At 62.9% G+C, this 18004-nt stretch carries 16 protein-coding genes; 8 read left to right on the forward strand and 8 right to left on the reverse strand.

Translation table 11 applies throughout. From position 1 onward, the window contains the following. Position 1 precedes the first annotated feature (1 nt). Together pcaG and P9292_RS11915 are read left to right on the forward strand one after the other, a co-directional pair. Complete coding sequence (gene pcaG / locus P9292_RS11910) at positions 2–610, forward strand: protocatechuate 3,4-dioxygenase subunit alpha (protein WP_309959091.1); 609 nt, start codon at positions 2–4, stop codon at positions 608–610. Positions 611–690: 80 nt separating this feature from the next. Continuing rightward, on the forward strand, positions 691–1011 hold the full coding sequence (locus tag P9292_RS11915) for a DUF2288 domain-containing protein (protein ID WP_244829339.1): 321 nt from the start codon (positions 691–693) through the stop codon (positions 1009–1011). A gap of 35 nt (positions 1012–1046) precedes the next feature. On the opposite strand, the gene P9292_RS11920 is transcribed toward P9292_RS11915, so the two are convergent. Then, on the reverse strand, positions 1047–2150 hold the full coding sequence (locus P9292_RS11920) for an AI-2E family transporter (RefSeq protein ID WP_309959094.1): 1104 nt from the start codon (positions 2148–2150) through the stop codon (positions 1047–1049). Positions 2151–2397: 247 nt separating this feature from the next. On the opposite strand from P9292_RS11920, the gene P9292_RS11925 reads away from it, so the two are divergent. Further along, positions 2398–2928, forward strand: coding sequence for an OmpA family protein (locus P9292_RS11925; protein ID WP_250493590.1), 531 nt, complete (start codon positions 2398–2400; stop codon positions 2926–2928). 17 nt (positions 2929–2945) lie between these two features. Here the strand turns inward: P9292_RS11925 and P9292_RS11930 are convergent, their stop codons facing one another. The 3 genes from P9292_RS11930 to P9292_RS11940 form a co-directional block, all read right to left on the reverse strand. Then, entirely contained in the window at positions 2946–4934 is a 1989-nt protein-coding gene (locus P9292_RS11930; RefSeq protein WP_309959098.1) for an acetyl/propionyl/methylcrotonyl-CoA carboxylase subunit alpha, read from the reverse strand. Between the two features lie 69 nt (positions 4935–5003). Next, complete coding sequence (locus P9292_RS11935) at positions 5004–6611, reverse strand: carboxyl transferase domain-containing protein (protein ID WP_309959101.1); 1608 nt, start codon at positions 6609–6611, stop codon at positions 5004–5006. Between the two features lie 8 nt (positions 6612–6619). Continuing rightward, positions 6620–7801: an isovaleryl-CoA dehydrogenase gene (locus tag P9292_RS11940; RefSeq protein ID WP_244829334.1), complete on the reverse strand. Its 1182-nt coding sequence runs from the start codon at positions 7799–7801 to the stop codon at positions 6620–6622. A 164-nt stretch (positions 7802–7965) separates the two neighbouring features. Here P9292_RS11940 and P9292_RS11945 point away from each other — a divergent pair, with 164 nt between their 5' ends. After that, entirely contained in the window at positions 7966–8700 is a 735-nt protein-coding gene (locus P9292_RS11945; protein ID WP_250467377.1) for a TetR/AcrR family transcriptional regulator, read from the forward strand. Here the strand turns inward: P9292_RS11945 and P9292_RS11950 are convergent. The 3 genes from P9292_RS11950 to P9292_RS11960 all read right to left on the reverse strand — a co-directional run bounded on the left by P9292_RS11950 (position 8693) and on the right by P9292_RS11960 (position 11897). After that, positions 8693–9586, reverse strand: coding sequence for a ferritin-like domain-containing protein (locus tag P9292_RS11950; protein ID WP_309959104.1), 894 nt, complete (start codon positions 9584–9586; stop codon positions 8693–8695). The genes P9292_RS11945 and P9292_RS11950 overlap by 8 nt on opposite strands. 86 nt (positions 9587–9672) lie before the next feature. Continuing rightward, entirely contained in the window at positions 9673–11124 is a 1452-nt protein-coding gene (locus P9292_RS11955; protein ID WP_244829331.1) for an MFS transporter, read from the reverse strand. Positions 11125–11234: 110 nt separating this feature from the next. Then, a complete protein-coding gene (locus P9292_RS11960; RefSeq protein WP_250526865.1) occupies positions 11235–11897 on the reverse strand; it encodes a TetR/AcrR family transcriptional regulator in 663 nt (220 codons plus the stop codon). Between the two features lie 173 nt (positions 11898–12070). On the opposite strand from P9292_RS11960, the gene P9292_RS11965 reads away from it, so the two are divergent. The 3 genes from P9292_RS11965 to P9292_RS11975 all read left to right on the forward strand — a co-directional run bounded on the left by P9292_RS11965 (position 12071) and on the right by P9292_RS11975 (position 16158). Further along, positions 12071–13579, forward strand: coding sequence for an MDR family MFS transporter (locus P9292_RS11965; protein WP_309848634.1), 1509 nt, complete (start codon positions 12071–12073; stop codon positions 13577–13579). A 251-nt stretch (positions 13580–13830) separates the two neighbouring features. Further along, a complete protein-coding gene (locus tag P9292_RS11970; protein WP_250467382.1) occupies positions 13831–14622 on the forward strand; it encodes an ABC transporter substrate-binding protein in 792 nt (263 codons plus the stop codon). Between the two features lie 420 nt (positions 14623–15042). Next, on the forward strand, positions 15043–16158 hold the full coding sequence (locus P9292_RS11975; RefSeq protein WP_250467383.1) for a succinylglutamate desuccinylase/aspartoacylase family protein: 1116 nt from the start codon (positions 15043–15045) through the stop codon (positions 16156–16158). Positions 16159–16168: 10 nt separating this feature from the next. On the opposite strand, the gene P9292_RS11980 is transcribed toward P9292_RS11975, so the two are convergent. Next, a complete protein-coding gene (locus P9292_RS11980; RefSeq protein WP_309959108.1) occupies positions 16169–16537 on the reverse strand; it encodes a nuclear transport factor 2 family protein in 369 nt (122 codons plus the stop codon). Between the two features lie 266 nt (positions 16538–16803). On the opposite strand from P9292_RS11980, the gene P9292_RS11985 reads away from it, so the two are divergent. Then, positions 16804–17982, forward strand: a complete 1179-nt coding sequence (locus P9292_RS11985; RefSeq protein ID WP_250526868.1) for a porin — start codon at positions 16804–16806, stop codon at positions 17980–17982. Positions 17983–18004: the final 22 nt, after the last annotated feature.

Genomic DNA, 18004 nt, shown 5'->3' on the forward strand with positions numbered 1-18004 from the left:
CATGACCACGCTCAAACAAACCCCATCGCAGACCGTCGGACCGTACTTCGCCTACGGCCTCGTTCCCGAGCAATACAACTTCGATCTGAAGAGCCTGTTCACGGCATCGGCCGCGGATCGTGAAGTGCCGGGCGAGCATATCGCCGTGGTCGGCAACGTGTACGACGCGGAAGGCAAGCCCATTGGCGACGCGCTCATCGAAATCGCGCAGGCTGACGCGAACGGCCGTTACGTGGAAAGCGCCGAAGCCGCGCGCGAGTCGGGCTTTCGCGGATTCGCGCGCGTCGGCACGGGCACGGACCCGAAGCTGCGTTTTATCGTCGATACGGTGAAGCCCGGCAAGACCGCCGACGATGCCGCGCCGCATCTCGATGTCATCGTGCTGATGCGCGGCATGCTGCTGCACAGCTACACGCGCATCTATTTCGACGATGAAACCGAAGCCAACGCGAACGACGCCGTGCTCGCCGCCGTGCCGGCCGAGCGCCGCCATACGCTGATCGCCAAGCGCGAAGCAAGACCGACGGGCAAGCCGGGTGTGTCGGGCACGATCTATCGCTTCGACATTCATCTTCGCGGCCCGAACGAGACCGTGTTCTTCGACCTCTGAACGTCCGCTTCAAGGCAAAACGAAGGCGTCCGGCACTGCGCTATAGTGTCGGACGCCTTTTCGTTTCCATTGCTTCCGTTATGACCGACGCTTCCAACCAAAGCCCCAGCCCGCTCTACACCAAGCTGCTTGCCGAAACGGCGCAGATCGGCTGGTCCGAACTCGAACGCTTCTTCGCAAAGGGCGCGCTGATTTGGGTGAAGGGCGACCTGGATCTAGTGAGCGTCGCCGAGGCTGTCGCCAACGACGACACGCAGCAGGTCACGCAATGGCTCTCGGCCGGACTCATCGAGCGCTTGCAGGCGCAGACCGCCGTCGATATCGCCGCGCGCGATCCCGAGTTGTGGGCCGTGGTGGTATCGCCCTGGGTCTGCGTGCAGGAACGCGGCGCGGGCATCTGAAATACGTCACGCACGGCGCTTCATCGACTTCGTCTTCAATCGCGCACCCAGTCCGTCCATAGCACGACGAGAATCGTCATCAATGCCGGGCCGATGAAAAGCCCGATCAGCCCGAACGTTTCCGCGCCGCCCAGAATGCCGAACAAGACGAGCAGAAACGGCAGGCGCGTGGAGCCGCCGATCAGCACTGGCCGCACGAAATGCTCGGAGATGAAGACCACGATCAGCCCGAAGATCGCCACGCTGGCAGCCGAAATCACGGAGCCTTGCGCGAGCAGCCATAGCGCCGAGCCGAGGAAGACGATCGGCGCGCAGAACGGCAGCATGGCGGCGACCGCGGTCAGCATGCCGAGCAAGGTGGCGTGCGGCACGCCCGTGATGCCATAGGCGATACCGAGCAAAGCGCCCTCGCCCAAGCCGACCACCACGAGACCGATCACCGTGCTGCGCACCGAGTCCGCCATGCGCCGGATGAGCGCCGCACCGTCCGCGCCAAACGCGCGCCGCGATCCCGCGATCAGTTGCTCGCCGAGCCGTGCGCCCGCCTGGAACATGAAGAACAGCGTCATCAGCATGAAGCCGAAAATGACAAGCGCATGCACCACGCGTCCGCCGAAATGGCGCGTCATCGCGACGACCGTCGCGCTATGCAGACGCTTCACGGCAGGCGACGATTCGAGCGGTGTCGCCAGATTCTCCTGCCACCAGTGCGAGACCTGTTGCGAACCCATTGGTAGATGCTCGACGAAAGCGGGCATCGGAATACCGGTGCGCAAGACGTCGTGGAACCAGCGGAGCATGTCGCTCGCTTCGTTGGCGGTCTGCGCGGCAACGATGGCGAACGGCACCACGAAGAGCAGTCCGACCGCTGTGGCAAGAAACGCCGCGAGCAAGATATTGTGCCGCCTAAACAGCGGACGCTGCTCCAGCCAGTGCAGCGCCGGCCATAATGAAATGGCGATCACGATAGCCCACACCACCGCCGGTATGAACGTGCGCGCCGTGTAGAGCGCAATCAGCACGAGCACCGTGTAAAGCGCCGCCGACGCCGCCCGCTGTACCTTGTTGATGCGTGCGCCCGGGTCCGTATCATGCTCATTGCTGCGCTCTGGATTACGCGGATATCGCGGTGTAGACATGACGGTGAAAGCTCGCAGGAAGAAAGACGGAAATTCGAATCGATAACCTGAATGGTCGCACGCATTGTAAGCGCGTCGAACGTTCGGACGAAGTTGGCGCCCTGTTGACGCCCAGTTGGGTCTAGGTTGGCGCTCGATTCGCACAAAGCGTTCGGCATAGTTGCGGGCAAGCAGCAAATGTTATTTACAACGGCAAGATTCGGGCTCCGTATAATCAAAGCCTCTCTAAAGAGAAGGGAAAGCACGGATGGCAGGTAGAGCATTACAGTCGGCCGTTGGAACATGCGCGTCGCTTGCGATGCTGGCGAGTTTATTCTCAGGCTGTTCGAGCGGCCTCAGCCGCACGAAAGAAGACAAGCTGAACGCGCAGTACGGCATTACCATGCTGCAGGTCAAAGGCGGCGTGGAGATGCGCCTGCCCGACGCGCCGCTCTTCGATAGGGACGAAGCGCGCATCCGCGCGCAGAACATCGCCGTGCTGGACCGCGTCGCGGATGTGCTCAAACGCAGCATGCGGCCTGTTCTGATCGAAGGCCATACCGACGACGAAGGCTCGCTCGCCTACAATCGCGAACTGTCGCTGGCGCGCGCGAATGCCGTTGCGAATGCGTTGATCGCGCGCGGCGTGCCGGCCGAGCGCATTACGACCAAGGGCATGGCTTACCTGCGGCCCATCGCCAATAACGACACGCCGCAGGGCCGCGCGCTAAACCGGCGCGTCGAGATTCTGGTGCGCACCGAGAGCCAGGACACGTTACTCGGCAGGCCCAGGAAGTAACGCGCTTCTAGCTTCCTTCAACTCGTTTCGAGCACCAGCAACTGCGAACCGTCGGCGACCTGATCGCCGACATCGAAGAGAATCTCGCCGATTTTTCCCGCCGTGGGCGCGACGATCGTATGCTCCATCTTCATGGCTTCCATGACGATGAGCGGCGCGCCCTTCGCCACCATCGCGCCTGCCTCCACCAATACCGCGATGACCTTGCCGGGCATCGGCGCGGTGAGACGGCCTTCGTGTTCGGCATCGCCCGCATGAGCCATCAGGTTTTGCCATTCGAACTGGAATTCCGCGCCTTCGAGAAAGACGTGGAAGATGTCGCCTTCGGTGAAGACGGTGCCTTTTAGCAGGTTATCGTCCAATTGCACGGTGTAATCGGTCGCGCCGCCATGCGCCCAGTCGAAGCGCGCGCTCTTGCCATCGAGCGCGAGCCGCTTCTCGCCGTCTTTCGTGTAGACGACCTTGAACATCTCGTCGTGATCGACCTCGCGCCAGTTCAGGTCCTGGCTATAACCGCCCGCCATGCGCCACTGCGAGAGCGCGTCCCACGGCGAGTGACCGTGCGCCTCGCCGCCTTCGCGCGTAAGCAGCGCGGCGCAGGCAAGCGCGAGCGCCTTGTTGCGCGGTACGGTTGGCGGCGCGAACAAGGTGTCGCGATGACGCTCGATCAAACCGGTGTCGAGCTCGCCTTGCGAAAACGGCTCGCTTTTCACGATACGTTGCAGGAATTCGACGTTCGTATGCAGCCCGACGATCTCGCATTCGGCCAGCGCCCGTGCCATGCGGGCGAGCGCATCGCGACGGTCGCGGCCATGCACGATCAGCTTCGCGATCATCGGGTCGTAAAACGGCGTGATGGCGTCGCCTTCGCGCACGCCGCTGTCGATACGCACGTCGCCGTCGATCGAAAAACTCACCGCCTGCGGCGATGCGAGATGCTTGAGCGTGCCTGTCGATGGCAAAAAGCCGCGCGCCGGGTTCTCCGCATAGATGCGCGCTTCGATGGCATGACCGTGCACCTTCAGCGCGTCTTGCAACAGGGGCAAAGGCTCGCCCGCCGCCACGCGCAGTTGCCATTCGACCAGATCGAGCCCGGTCACCATCTCGGTCACCGGATGCTCGACCTGCAAGCGCGTATTCATCTCCATGAAGTAGAACTGGCCGTCCTGCGTCATGATGAACTCGACCGTGCCCGCGCCGACGTAGTTTACCGCGCGTGCCGCCGCCACGGCGGCTTCGCCCATTGCGCGTCGGGTGGCATCGGAAAGACCGGGCGCGGGCGCTTCTTCGAGCACCTTCTGATGCCGACGCTGCACCGAGCAATCGCGATCGAACAGATAGACCGCGTTGCCGTGCGTATCGGCGAATACTTGCACTTCGACATGACGCGGGCGCAGCAAATATTTTTCGATCAGCACGCGATCGTTGCCGAAGCTCGACGCCGCTTCGCGCTTGCATGAAGCGAGCGCGGCCGCGAAGTCCTCGCTCTTTTCGACGACTCGCATGCCCTTGCCGCCGCCGCCCGCGCTTGCCTTCAGCAGCACCGGATAGCCGATGCGATCCGCCTCGCGTTGCAGGAGCGCGGCGTCCTGATCGTCGCCGTGATAGCCGGGCACGAGCGGCACCGACGCGGATTGCATGAGCGCCTTGGCCGCAGCCTTGGAACCCATCGCGCGAATGGCTTCGATCGGCGGCCCGATGAAGACGATGCCCGCTTTCTCGCATGCATTGGCGAAGTCTTCGTTCTCGGAAAGAAAGCCGTAGCCTGGATGCACGGCTTGCGCGCCGCTCGAAAGCGCTGCCTCGACGATGCGCTCCATGCGCAGATAGCTTTCGGATGCCGCCGCGCCGCCCACGTGCACGGCTTGATCGCAGACATCGACGTGTTTCGCTTGGGCATCCGCGTCCGAATAAACGGCGACGCTGCCGATATTCATGCGCTTCGCCGTCGCCGCGACACGGCAGGCGATCTCGCCGCGATTTGCAATCAGAATCTTGTTGAACATGGCTTCACATCCGTGGATCAGCTTGAGGTGCGAGACGCGAGTCGGGCGCCTGGGTCCCGACGTCTGGCGTCACATGCGGAATACGCCGAAGCGCGTGTCTTCGATCGGCGCGTTCATCGTCGCGGCAAGGCCCAAGCCCAGCACGTCGCGCGTTTGCGCCGGATCGATCACGCCGTCATCCCAAAGACGCGCGCTTGCATAGTACGGATGACCCTGCGCCTCGTATTGATCGCGAATCGGCGCCTTGAACGCTTCCTCTTCGTCCTTCGACCACGCGCCGCCCTTCTTCTCGATGCCGTCGCGCTTGACGGTTGCGAGCACGGACGCGGCCTGTTCGCCGCCCATGACCGAGATGCGCGCGTTCGGCCACATCCACAGAAAACGCGGCGAGTAGGCGCGGCCGCACATGCCGTAATTGCCCGCGCCGAACGAACCGCCGATGATCACCGTGAACTTCGGCACCTTTGCCGTGGCCACGGCCGTCACCATCTTCGCGCCGTTACGCGCGATGCCTTCGTTTTCGTACTTGCGCCCGACCATGAAGCCCGTGATGTTCTGCAGGAACACGAGTGGAATCTTGCGCTGGCAGCATAGTTCGATGAAGTGGGCGCCCTTCAACGCCGACTCGGAAAACAGAATGCCGTTGTTCGCGACGATGCCGACCGGATGCCCCCAGATATGCGCGAAGCCGGTGACGAGCGTCGTGCCGTAGCGCGCCTTGAATTCGTCGAAAGCGGAATCGTCGACGATGCGCGCGATCACTTCGCGCACGTCGAAAGGCTTGCGGGTATCGACCGGAATCACGCCGTAAAGGCTCTCCGCTTCATGGCGCGGCGGCAGCGGTTCCTTGAGCGCGAGCGGCGGCGTCTTCACGCGATTGAGATTGCCGACGATACTGCGCGCGATGCCGAGCGCATGCGCGTCGTTCTGCGCGAGATGGTCGACGACGCCGGAAAGACGCGTGTGCACGTCGCCGCCGCCGAGATCCTCGGCGCTGACTTCCTCGCCGGTCGCGGCCTTGACGAGCGGCGGGCCACCCAGAAAAATCGTGCCCTGATCCTTCACGATGATCGACTCGTCGCTCATCGCCGGAACATAAGCGCCGCCCGCCGTGCACGAGCCCATGACCACCGCGATTTGCGCGATACCCGCCGCCGACATGTTCGCCTGATTGTAGAAGATGCGGCCGAAGTGATCGCGGTCGGGGAACACGTCGTCCTGATTCGGCAGGTTCGCGCCGCCCGAATCGACGAGATAGACGCACGGCAGGCGGTTCTGTTCGGCAATTTCCTGCGCGCGCAGATGCTTCTTCACCGTCACCGGATAGTACGTGCCGCCTTTCACGGTTGCGTCGTTGCAGACGATCACGCACTCCTGTCCCGCAATGCGCCCGATGCCCGTGATGATGCCCGCGCCCGGCGCGTCGTCGTTGTACATGCCGTAGGCCGCGAGCTGCGAGAATTCGAGAAACGGCGTGCCCGGATCGAGCAGTTGCGCAATGCGGTCGCGCGGCAAGAGCTTGTTGCGCGACACGTGCCGGTCACGCGCGGCTTGACCGCCGCCTTCCGCGAGCTTCGCGACTTTTGCCTTGAGATCCGCGACGAGCGCTTCGAGCGCGGCGGCGTTGGTCCGAAAATCTTCGCTGCGCGGGTTCAGTTTCGATTCGATGATCGCCATGACGCGCCTCAAGCCGTCTCGGCGAACAGTTCGCGACCGATCAGCATGCGGCGAATCTCGCTCGTGCCCGCACCGATTTCATAGAGCTTGGCATCGCGCCACAGGCGTCCAACCGGATACTCGTTGATGTAGCCGTTGCCGCCAAGAATCTGGATGGCTTCGCCGGCCATCCACGTGGCTTTCTCGGCCGTGTAGAGAATCACGCCCGCGCAGTCCTTGCGCACCTGGCGCACGTGGCCCGAGCCGAGCGTATCGAGCTGGCGGCCCACCGCGAAGAGATACGCACGGCACGCTTGCAGCGTCGTATAGAGATCCGCGACCTTGCCTTGAATCAGCTGGAATTCGCCGATGGCTTGCCCGAACTGCTTGCGGTCATGGATATACGGCACGACCGCATCCATGCAGGCGAGCATGATGCCGGTCGGCCCGCCCGCGAGCACGGCGCGCTCGTAGTCGAGACCGCTCATCAGCACCTTCGTGCCGCCGTTCAATGCGCCGAGAATGTTTTCCTTCGGCACTTCCACGTTCTCGAACACGAGTTCGCCCGTATGCGAGCCGCGCATGCCGAGCTTGTCCAGTTTCTGAGCGACCGAGAAGCCCTTCATGCCCTTCTCGACGATAAAAGCCGTGATGCCCCGCGCGCCCGCTTCGATATCCGTCTTCGCGTAGACGACGAGCGTGTCGCAATCCGGGCCGTTGGTGATCCACATCTTGGTGCCGTTGAGCACGTAATGGTCGCCCTTCTCGTCCGCGCGCAGCTTCATGCTGACGACATCCGATCCGGCGTTCGGCTCGCTCATGGCAAGCGCGCCGACGTGTTCGCCGGAAACGAGCTTCGGCAGATACTTGCGCTTCTGTTCTTCCGTGCCGTTGCGATGAATCTGGTTCACGCACAGGTTCGAATGCGCGCCGTACGACAGCCCGACCGATGCCGACGCCCGCGAGATTTCTTCCATCGCGACCATGTGCGCGGTGTAGCCGAGATTCGCGCCGCCGTATTCCTCGGATACCGTCATGCCGAGCACGCCCATGTCGCCGAATTTCTTCCAGAGGTCCATTGGGAACTGGTCGGTGCGGTCGATTTCGGCGGCGCGCGGCGCGATTTCCTTCGACGCGAAATGCTGAAGCGTGTCGCGCAACATATCGATGTCTTCGCCCAGCGCGAAGTTCAGGCCCGGCACGGTGCTCATGGGGTGTCTCCTCCAGATGCAATGTTTCGGCGCGTCGCGTTTGAGTTTCACTCACAGCAGATGGAGCGCCGCAGAATGGGCCAATTTCATCCTCTATTCGTCTTTCCGTCAATAGGTTTTTGAGCTACGCTCACATTTCTTGCGCACGCTCTTCCGCTACCGCCATGTCCACGCAAAGCACCGCTTCCAACCGCCGCACGCCGTCGGGCGTCAAATCGCAACAACGCGTGCGCGAGATCCTCCAGGCCGGCCGCGAGGTCTTCGCCGAGAAAGGCTACGACGGCGCCACCAGCGCGGAAATCGCGCAGCGCGCCGGCATTTCGGAAGCCACGGTGTTCAGCTATTTCAGCGGCAAGCGGGAATTGTGCGCCCGCGTGATCGCGGACTGGTACGACGAAATCATCGATGCCTTCGAGACCGGCATGCCGCGTGACGGCTCGGTGCGCCAGCAGTTCGCGTTCATCGTGAGAACGCATTTGCGGTTGATGCTGATGAACGGCACCGGTCTGTGCGCGCTCGTGCTCTCGGAAGGCCGCACGCGCCAGCACGATCTGTCGGACACGCTCACCGAATTGCAGCGCCGCTACACCGCGCCGCTCATGGACGTGCTCGCGCGCGGACAGACGCTCGGCCACGTCCGCGGCGACGTTCCGCTGCGTCTTTTGCGCTCGCTCGTTTTCGGGCCGATGGAACACGTGTTGTGGGACGCCACGCTTGCAAAACGCCGCCTGAGTCAGACTCAGATCGAGACGACGGCGAATGAACTGGTGGAAGTGCTGTGGGCCGCGCTGCAACCCGCCGATGCGAAAACGGCGGCGCTGGCGCAGTTTCGACAGGATGTCGAAGACGCGTCGCGCCGCTACGAAGCGGCATCGAGCGAAGAGAAGCCGCTTACTTGACGAAGCGGCGCGCGAGACGCGCGAGCATCGGCACGGTGGTCGGGCGCAAGAGCCGCGCGTCGTAACCGCTCATGCGACGCGCGTTTTCCGCGAGACACAGGTCGATCAAGGAAGCGACGGAAACATTGCCCGCCACGGAATCGCCGACGTTGGCCGGGAAGTTGGCATCTTGCGCCGCGCCGCTCGTGTCGAAACCTCGCGCGAGCGAAATGCGGTCGCGAATCAGCGAAATCCAGACGCTCGCGGTTTTGAGCAGGAAACCAGGCTTGCGATACCACGGCAGACTGCGCCGATACCACGCCACCCAGTTGGCAAAAAACAGAATGTGACGCGCTTCTTCCTGAATCACCGGCTCGAAGGTTTCGACGAGCGCTTCGGGAAAATAGCCTGACTGGCGCGCCGCCTCGAACAAGCCGAACGCAAAGAAACTGTCGATGCACTCGCTGTAGCCCGTGAGCATCCACGCGCGCAATGCGTCGTCCGGTGCGGGATACGGCGGCTCGGGCGCGAGCTCGATGCCATAGGCTTCGACGAGTTTCGAGAGTACGAGCTTGTGGCGCGCTTCTTCCCCGCCGTTCATGCGCAAGGCTTCGCGCAAATGCGGGTCGTGAACCGCCGCCGCGTAAGTCGCCACGCGAATGGAGGCGCGCCCTTCCGTCTGCACCGCGATGTCCCAGATGGGCAGCGACGTCACGCGCTTGTGCGCCGCCGGGTCCAGCTTCGGCCACTCGATCACGGCCGGTTTGTACGGATTGTGCGTCGTCAGCAACATCTCGCAGAACATCCGCAGATGCTGATCCGAGCCAATCCGAATCTTTCCTGACGATCGATACGTCCAATTACGCATCGCATGATCTGCTTCTACCGGAGTGAGCGTGTCGGACATATTCGAAAATTGAGCGACGATCGGGTACGTTCTGCGGATTTTGGCATACCGGCCGACAATCCGCAGCAATCGCTGCTCAATTCACGTCAATGCGAGATTTTTTCGAGCGCCATGTCGCGCGTACGCGGTCCCATCAGGCCGATCGCCGCCATCACGACGAGCATGGCGCCCGCGATGAACACGAACACGCCGGTCGTCCCGAAACCCTTGAGTACGGCCGCGATGATGAATGACGTGAAAATCGCCGAAAACCGGCTCCACGAATAGACGAAGCCGACGGCGCGCGCGCGGATGCTGGTCGGGAACAGCTCGGTCTGATACGCGTGGAAGCTGTACGACATGATGTTCGACGACAGCGTGAGCCCGACGCCCATCGCGATCAGGAACATGGCGTTCGACGACTGGCTGAACAGCAGCCCGCAGACGATATTCGCGCCCGCCATGGCGACGATGGCCGTCTTGCGCTCGATGCGGTCGGCAATCAAAAGCCCGATGATCGGCCCGATGGGCGCCGCGATCGCGATGATGCTCGAATACATGAGGCTCGACGTGACCGTGACGCCCTGCTTCACGAGCAAGGCCGGCACCCAGTTGGCGAAGCCGTAGAAACCGACCGTCTGGAACACGTTGAAGATGATCATCATCGTGGCGCGGCGGCCGTAGGGCGGCTTCCACATATCGGCGAACGAGCCTGCGCCCTGCGCGGCGTCGAGCACCGGCTCGGGCGCGGCGGGCGGCGGCAACGGCCGGCCGTATTCGCGTTCCACCTTGGCTTCGAGCGCCGACATTACGCGATCCGCTTCGGCGAGGCGTCCCTTTTGCGCGAGCCAGCGCGGACTTTCGGGCAGCGTGCGGCGAATCCACCAGACGAAGAGCGCGCCATGCGCACCGATCACGACGACCCAGCGCCATCCGTCGAAGCCGAACGGCGCGCGCGGCACCAGCAGATAAGCGAGGAACGCGACCACCGGCACCGCCATGAAACCGACTGCCTGCTCGCAGGCAAAAGCGCGCCCACGGATGTGCTTCGGCGCGAGTTCGGAGATATACGTGCCGATCGTCACCAGTTCCACGCCGATTCCCACGCCGGCGATGAAGCGCCAGAAGTTGAGGCCGGTCGCGGTGTCCTGAAACGCCATGATGAGATTCGCGACGGTGTACCAGAGCAGCGAATACGTGAAGATCGCGCGGCGGCCGAAACGGTCGGCGAGAAAACCGCACGCCACCGTGCCGATGAACAGCCCCGCGAACAGCGACGCAATAAAGCTCGCCACGCCTGTGAAACCGAAGAAACTCGCTGTCGTTGGCGTGAGGATGCCGCTCTTTACCAGCCCTGGCGCGACGTAACCGGAGTACAGCAAGTCGTAGAGCTCGAAGAAGAAGCCGAGACTCAGGAGCGCGATGAAAGTCCAGATGGTGCGCGTGGCCGGCAGCCGGTCGAGACGCGCGGAAATGAGCCCGGCGGTGATTTCGGGTGGCGCGGACGCGGACGCAGCGGCCGATGCGCGCTGTGCGCCCGCCGCGGGGGAAGTTGCCATTGATATGTCTCCTGTGGACCGGACGGTTCTTTTGCGGATGTGGCGTCCCGCGCGAGGGGGTGGTCTTCGGCGCGCGGGACGAGGGCCGCATTTTAGCTGCGAGGGGCGGATCAGTCAGCCCGAATCCCATCCATCAACAACGCCACCGCATGCCGCGCGATCTGCTCCTTGCTGATCGCGCCTGCGCCCTGTCCGCGCCAGCGTGATGTCGCAAGCGGAAACACCGCAAGTCCGAACAACGATACGAACACGAGCGATGGCTCCAGCGCCGGATTTACCTTGCCCGCTTTCTGCCATCCGGCGATGCGCTCGATCGCCAAATCCTTGCGCTCGTCGCCGAAGCGTTCTGCCATGCGCTGACGCAGCACGCCACCTTCGCTGATCACTTCGCGTACCCACAGCGCCGCGAACCACGGATGCTTGTCCACCGTTGCGACCAGCGCCTCCACGAAGGCGCGCAAGGTGTCGGCGGGCTCGGCCGAGGGATCGTTGAATACGCGTCCCAGTTCCGAGCGCAACGGCGCGAAGCGTTCGTCGATCAACACGTCGAGTAGCTGCTCGCGCGTCTTGAAATAGTAATGGACCATTGCGGGCGTTACGCCGGCCTCGCGGGCAATCGCCCCGAGCGTCGTTTCGCCGATGCCCTGCCGCGCAAACAACATCAGCGCCGTATCCAGCAAGTGCGCCCGCGCCTCGGCGCTGTGACCGCCGCTCGGACGGCCCGGCCGCCGCCCCGCTTTCTTCAGTTGAACTTCGCCTGATTCGCCGGGCAACTCGGCTCCGATTACATCGTTTGACATAGAGATGGTTTGACGAGCCTTCGATGATCGTTTATATTAACTTTCATGTTAATTAAATTCAATCCGTTTTCGGCGGGCAGCGCTGAGAACCGGATTGAAGCGCTTTTCACGACGCCAAAGGCGTCCCTACGCAAGTACAGGTCGATATGACATCTTTACACCGAACCGCCCCTGCAGGCGTCGACGAAGCCGCAAAACCGCCGCTCGGCCTGCTCTTCACGGCGCTTTTGCTCGTCATGCTGCTCGGCGCGCTCGATCAAACCATCGTGTCGACAGCGCTCCCGACCATCGTCGGCGAACTCGGTGGACTCGAAAACTTATCGTGGGTCGTCACGTCCTATCTGCTCAGTTCGACCATCGTCGTGCCGCTTTACGGCAAATTCGGCGATCAGTTCGGACGCAAGGTCGTGCTTCAGGCATCCATCCTGATATTCCTTGCCGGGTCTATCCTCTGCGGCGTCGCGCAGAACATGACGCAATTGATCGCGCTGCGCGCGTTGCAGGGGCTCGGCGGCGGCGGGCTGATGGTGGTCACCATGGCCGCCATCGCCGATGTCATCCCACCCGCCGAACGCGGTCGCTTCCAGGGGCTTTTCGGCGGTGTGTATGGCCTTGCCACGGTCGTCGGGCCGCTGCTTGGCGGCTTTCTGGTCGAGCATCTGTCGTGGCGCTGGATTTTCTACATCAACGTGCCGCTCGGCGTGATCGCGCTCGCCGTCATCCAGACCGTATTCAAGCCGCATACGGCGCACGTGAACCATCGCGTGGACTATATGGGCGCGGGCTTTCTAGCCGCCGCGCTCACCTGCATCATCCTGTTCACCAGCGAAGGCGGCGCGCTCTTGCCGTGGAGTTCACCGCAACTGTGGTGCACGCTCGCGCTCGGGCTGATCTGCATCGGCGGATTCGTCTACGAGGAACGGCTCGCCGCCGAGCCCATCATGCCGCTCTCGCTCTTCAAGGAACCCACCTTCGTGCTGGCCGGGCTGATCGGTTTCATTGTCGGCTGCGCGCTGTTCGGCGCGGTCACGTTCCTGCCGCTCTATTTGCAAGTGGTAAAGGGCTCCACGCCGTCGCAGGCCGGTCTGCAGATCACGCCGATGATGGCCGGCGTGCTGCTTTCTTCCATCGTGAGCGGCCGGGTCATCAGCAAGATCGGGAAGTACCGGTTTTTCCCGATCGCGGGCACGGGGCTCGTCACGCTCGCCATGGTGCTGCTGTCCACGCTGCGCCTCGACACGCCGCTGCCGGTCATGTACGGCTACATGCTGCTGCTCGGCCTCGGGCTCGGCATGGTGATGCAGGTGCTCGTGCTGGCGGTGCAGAACGTGGTCGAATTCCGGATGATCGGCGTGGCGACCTCCAGCGCGACGCTCTTTCGCTCGATCGGCGGCTCGGTCGGCGTGGCGGCGTTCGGCGCGATTTTCTCGGGAAGCCTGCGCGGCCGGCTCGAAACGCTGATTCCGGCCGGCACGGAGATGCCGCGTTCGCTCGGGCCGCTCGCGGTGGCGAATCTGCCGGCCGCGTTGCATGACGATTATCTGAGCGCGTTCGCCGGCTCCATGCACACGGTTTATTTGGTCGCGGCTTGTATTGCGTGCTTCGCTTTTGCGCTGTCGTGGTTTCTCAAGGACCATCCGCTTCGCAAGCATTGAGAAAGAAATCGGCAAGGAAGTCGGTAGAATTCAGACAAAACCACTTGCGAAATCATGTGAAGGAAAGTTCTAAATCGCCGCTATCGGTGCTTTCACTAGATGCCTGACAATTTTGGCTTGGTACCCTTCTGCCGATTCTGCCCGGACACGATCCGCGGAAGACCCAAAGGTCCGGCGTCGCCAATTACGGCGCCGGATGCCCGGATACGAGACCTGCCGGGATGAACCGACCACCATCTGGAGTAATAACAGTGAAGAAACTGATCGCGGCCCTGACGATGTCCCTCCTTGCCGCCACGTCGCTCACCGCCGTCACCGCGCACGCCAAGGACTATTCGACGATTCGCTTTGGCGTCGACGCAAGCTATCCCCCGTTCGAATCCAAGGGTTCGGATGGCAAGCTGACCGGTTTCGATATCGATCTCGGCAACGAGATCTGCGCGCGCCTGAAGGCCAAGTGCGTATGGGTGGAGAACGATTTCGACGGCATGATCCCCGCCCTCAAGGCGAAGAAGTTCGACGGCGTGCTCTCGTCGATGTCCATGACGCCGCAACGCGCCGAGCAGATCGCCTTTTCGAGCAAGCTGTTCAACACGCCGACGCGTCTCGTCGCGAAGAAGGGCAGCAACATCCTGCCGACGGCCGAAAGCCTGAAGGGCAAGACCGTGGGTGTGGAACAAGGCACGATCCAGGAAACCTACGCCAAGACCTACTGGGCGCCGAAGGGCGTGACGGTGACGCCGTACCAGAACCAGGATCAGGTCTACGCCGATCTGACTTCGGGCCGTCTGGACGCCGCCCTGCAAGACGCCGTGCAGGCGGAAATCGGCTTCCTGAAGACGCCGCGCGGTGCTGGCTATGACTTCGCGGGCAAGGATATCGTCGACAAGAAGGTGCTGGGCGAAGGCGCGGGCATCGGCATGCGCAAGGAAGACACCGACCTCAAGACGCAAGTCGACAAGGCAATTGCCGACATCATCAAGGACGGCACGTACAAGAAGATCGAGAAGAAGTACTTCGACTTCGACGTGTACGGCAGCTAAGTCATGCCTTCGGGCGAAGCGCCGGTCACACCGGCCTTCGCTCGAGTGGGCTACGAAGCGGGCTCCGCGCTTTTTTGCGGAGCCCGCTTTGTTTTTGGCGCCTGGCAGGTCGCTTTTGCTGAGTCTGCTTTTGTCGCAGCAACGGTGCGCTCTTCCGTGCCCGCTTTGGCCTTCCGCGCAACTCCGCAAACGTCCCGACGCGCCGCCGCGCGGATTTCGGCTAAGATCGAACGTCCGAGGCAAAGCCGACGGCAGCAATCTCGCATGGAACCGGAACCGGGCGCGGCAAGCACCATCAGCGCTCATTCCGGTCGACAGGAGACGCCATCGCCATGGCACGCGGCAATCTCGCCCGTGCACGCTGGCCCGCCATAAACATCATTCGAGACAAGACCGCGCACTCGCATGCGCGCGCACATCATGCAAACCAAGACTCATCAACTTATTTCGCCGACGCTCGGCACTTCCCGCACCATCACGAGTTATCACTACGGCTCGGGCGGCGGTCAGAAAATCTACATTCAGTCCTCGCTGCACGCGGACGAATTGCCCGGCATGCTCGCCGCGTGGAAATTGCGCCGCCTGCTCGCCGCTTTCGAAGCCGACGGCAAGCTCAAAGGCGAAGTGGTGATCGTGCCGGTGCCGAATCCCATCGGGCTGAATCAGATCTTGCACGGCCAACTACTCGGCCGTTTCGAAGCCAATAGCGGCCACAACTTCAACCGCAATTTTCACGATCTGGCCGCGTTGATCGCGCCGCGCATCGAAGCGCGCCTTTCCGGCGACAGTCAGGCGAACCTGCTCGCCGTGCGCGCCGCGATGAAGGAAGCGCTCGACGAGCAAACGGCGCACACCGAACTCGAATCGCAACGTCTAGCGCTGCAAAAGCTCTCGTACGACGCCGATGTCGTGCTCGACCTGCACTGCGATCTCGACGCCGCGCTGCATCTCTACACGAACCCGGATATCTGGGCCGATGTCGAACCGCTCGCGCGCTATCTCGATGCAAAGGCGTCCCTGCTCGCGCTGAATTCGGTCGGCAACCCGTTCGACGAAATCCACAGCTTCTGCTGGTCCGACTTGCGTACGCGTTTCGGCGAGCGTTTTCCTATTCCGAACGGCGGCATCTCGGTGACGGTCGAGTTGCGCAGCCAGCACGACGTCTCGCATGAACTCGGCGATAAGGACGCGCAGGGCATCGTCAATTATCTGATTCATCGCGGCGTGATCGATGCGCCGCAAGTGCCGCTGCCGCCGCTCGCGTATCCGGCCACGCCGCTCGCGGGCGCGGAGCCGATCGTCGCGCCTGCGAGCGGCATTCTCGTGTTCCGTGCGCAAGTGGGCGCGTTCATCGAGGCGGGCTCGGCCATCGCCGATGTGATCGACCCGCTCGCCGATACCATCACCACGCTCAAGTGCACGACCTCCGGCGTTTTGTACGCGCGGCATATCACGCGCTTTGCGACCGCCGGGTTGGAAGTGGCGCGCATCGCGGGAGCGAAGGCTTATCGCACGGGGTCGCTGTTGTCCGCCTGAGTCTTGAACGTCAGAACGGAATGAGCCCGCACTGCGCCGCGACGATGCGCCAGCCGCTCGCGGTCTCGCCCCACGTTCGCGTGTAGCGCAAGCTGCCCGCGAACGGCGCGCCGCCGAATGTCCCGGCAAGCGCGACGCGCGTGACGGTCACGGCAAACGCGCCGTACACGCGCACGCTTTGCTCCACCACCTCCAGCTTGTCGATGCGCTGCATGCCATGGCGATGCCCGTTCAGGTCATCGGCCTTGCTCCATAACTTTCCGGTGGCATCGACGAAAGTCAGGTCGTCGGCCAGGAGCGCGTCAAGCGCAGTCACGTCCGACGCCATCATCGCCTGCTTCAGGCGTTCTTCCAGTTCGCGGATTCCGTGTTCGTCCATTTTGTTTCTCGCTTGTCCGTCATGGGGCGGAGTCGTGAGGATACCGCGGGTCTCGCGCAAGCGGACGCACGCATGAAACGCCGTCGCCGCGCTAGCGCTGTTGCAGCCGCGACACACCGCAAGCCATCCGAAAGCGCTGTCATATTTCTTTAGTCAGCGGCCGCTACATTTGCGCCCGTTGCACCGAGCGTCAGCAGAACGCAGCGCGACATCGACGAACACGCACGATCACACACCACACCCGCGAACTCATCCCGGAGCACGTTTTGAAGAAGAACCTTCTGGCAACCGCCGCCCTCGCCGCCCTCGCCGCCTTCGCCTTCGCCACTTCCGCTCATGCGCAGAGCAGCGTCACGCTGTACGGCATCATCGACGCAGGCGTCAGCTACGTGAACCACAGCGCCGTCACTGGCGGCAGCGATCACAACTTCAAGTACGACGACGGCGTGGCCCAGGGCAGCCGATGGGGCCTGAAAGGCGCCGAAGACCTCGGCGGCGGCCTGAAGGCCATCTTCACGTTGGAAAACGGCTTCAACAGCGGCACCGGCGCGCTCGGCCAGGGCGGCGCGGAATTCGGCCGCCAGGCGTATGTCGGTCTCGCGAAGAACGACATTGGCTCGGTCACGCTCGGCCGTCAGTACACGTTCTCGACCGATTACCTCGGCTCGGCCTACTCCATCGGCGGCCAGACCGTCGCGGGCAACTATGGCTATCACATCAACGACGTCGATCAACTCACGTCGAGCCGCATCAACAACTCGGTTAAGTTCAGCAGCGCGAGCTTTTATGGCGTGACGTTCGGCGCGATGTACGGCTTCTCGAATCAGGCAGGCGCCTTTGCGGGCACACCGACGACGACCGCGGGCGGCGTGACCACCGCCGGTTCGTCGCGTGCCTACAGCTTCGGTGTGAATTACAAGGCCGGTCCAGTCGGCGTGGGCGCGGCTTATACCGACATCCACTATCCGGGCGCGGCGACGCCCGCGTTCAGCACGGCGCTCGCGAACCTCGCGACTGGCGGCACGAAGGACCTGCGCACGTTCGGCATCGGCGCGAACTATGCATTCGGCGCCGCGACCGTGTTCGGCCTCTGGACCAACACGCGCTTCGAACCGATCACCGGCGCGAGTTCGAAGCTCAATGCGTTCGACATCGGCGGCAAGTACGCCTTCACGTCCGCGATCACGGCGGCGCTCGGCTACACCTACATGGACGTGACCGATGGCGTGGAAGGTCACTGGCATCAGATCGATGCGAGCTTCGACTACGCGTTGAGCAAGCGCACGGACGTGTACGCGCTCGGCATCTATCAGCGTGCTTCGGGTTCGAATCGCGGCGTCGAGAATCAGGCGCAGATCGGTTCGTCGACGAGCTACTTCGGTACGTCGGGCACGGGTTCGAACAACCAGCTCGCGTTCCGCCTGGGCGTGCGTCACAAGTTCTAAGCGCTGCCCGTTACGGTAAAAC

Origin of the sequence: Caballeronia sp. LZ001, from assembly GCF_031450875.1 — a bacterium.
Lineage (GTDB): Bacteria > Pseudomonadota > Gammaproteobacteria > Burkholderiales > Burkholderiaceae > Caballeronia.

Excerpts from the sequence above, each read along its gene's own strand:
- P9292_RS11945 (WP_250467377.1), top strand. The coding sequence starts at position 7,966 with ATGTCCACGCAAAGCACCGCTTCCAACCGCCGCACGCCGTCGGGCGTC.
- P9292_RS11915 (WP_244829339.1), top strand. The coding sequence starts at position 691 with ATGACCGACGCTTCCAACCAAAGCCCCAGCCCGCTCTACACCAAGCTG.
- P9292_RS11975 (WP_250467383.1), top strand. The coding sequence starts at position 15,043 with ATGCAAACCAAGACTCATCAACTTATTTCGCCGACGCTCGGCACTTCC.
- P9292_RS11935 (WP_309959101.1), bottom strand. The coding sequence starts at position 6,611 with ATGGCGATCATCGAATCGAAACTGAACCCGCGCAGCGAAGATTTTCGG.
- P9292_RS11950 (WP_309959104.1), bottom strand. The coding sequence starts at position 9,586 with ATGTCCGACACGCTCACTCCGGTAGAAGCAGATCATGCGATGCGTAAT.
- P9292_RS11930 (WP_309959098.1), bottom strand. The coding sequence starts at position 4,934 with ATGTTCAACAAGATTCTGATTGCAAATCGCGGCGAGATCGCCTGCCGT.
- P9292_RS11955 (WP_244829331.1), bottom strand. The coding sequence starts at position 11,124 with ATGGCAACTTCCCCCGCGGCGGGCGCACAGCGCGCATCGGCCGCTGCG.
- P9292_RS11980 (WP_309959108.1), bottom strand. The coding sequence starts at position 16,537 with ATGGACGAACACGGAATCCGCGAACTGGAAGAACGCCTGAAGCAGGCG.
- pcaG (WP_309959091.1), top strand. The coding sequence starts at position 2 with ATGACCACGCTCAAACAAACCCCATCGCAGACCGTCGGACCGTACTTC.
- P9292_RS11920 (WP_309959094.1), bottom strand. The coding sequence starts at position 2,150 with ATGTCTACACCGCGATATCCGCGTAATCCAGAGCGCAGCAATGAGCAT.
- P9292_RS11940 (WP_244829334.1), bottom strand. The coding sequence starts at position 7,801 with ATGAGCACCGTGCCGGGCCTGAACTTCGCGCTGGGCGAAGACATCGAT.
- P9292_RS11925 (WP_250493590.1), top strand. The coding sequence starts at position 2,398 with ATGGCAGGTAGAGCATTACAGTCGGCCGTTGGAACATGCGCGTCGCTT.
- P9292_RS11965 (WP_309848634.1), top strand. The coding sequence starts at position 12,071 with ATGACATCTTTACACCGAACCGCCCCTGCAGGCGTCGACGAAGCCGCA.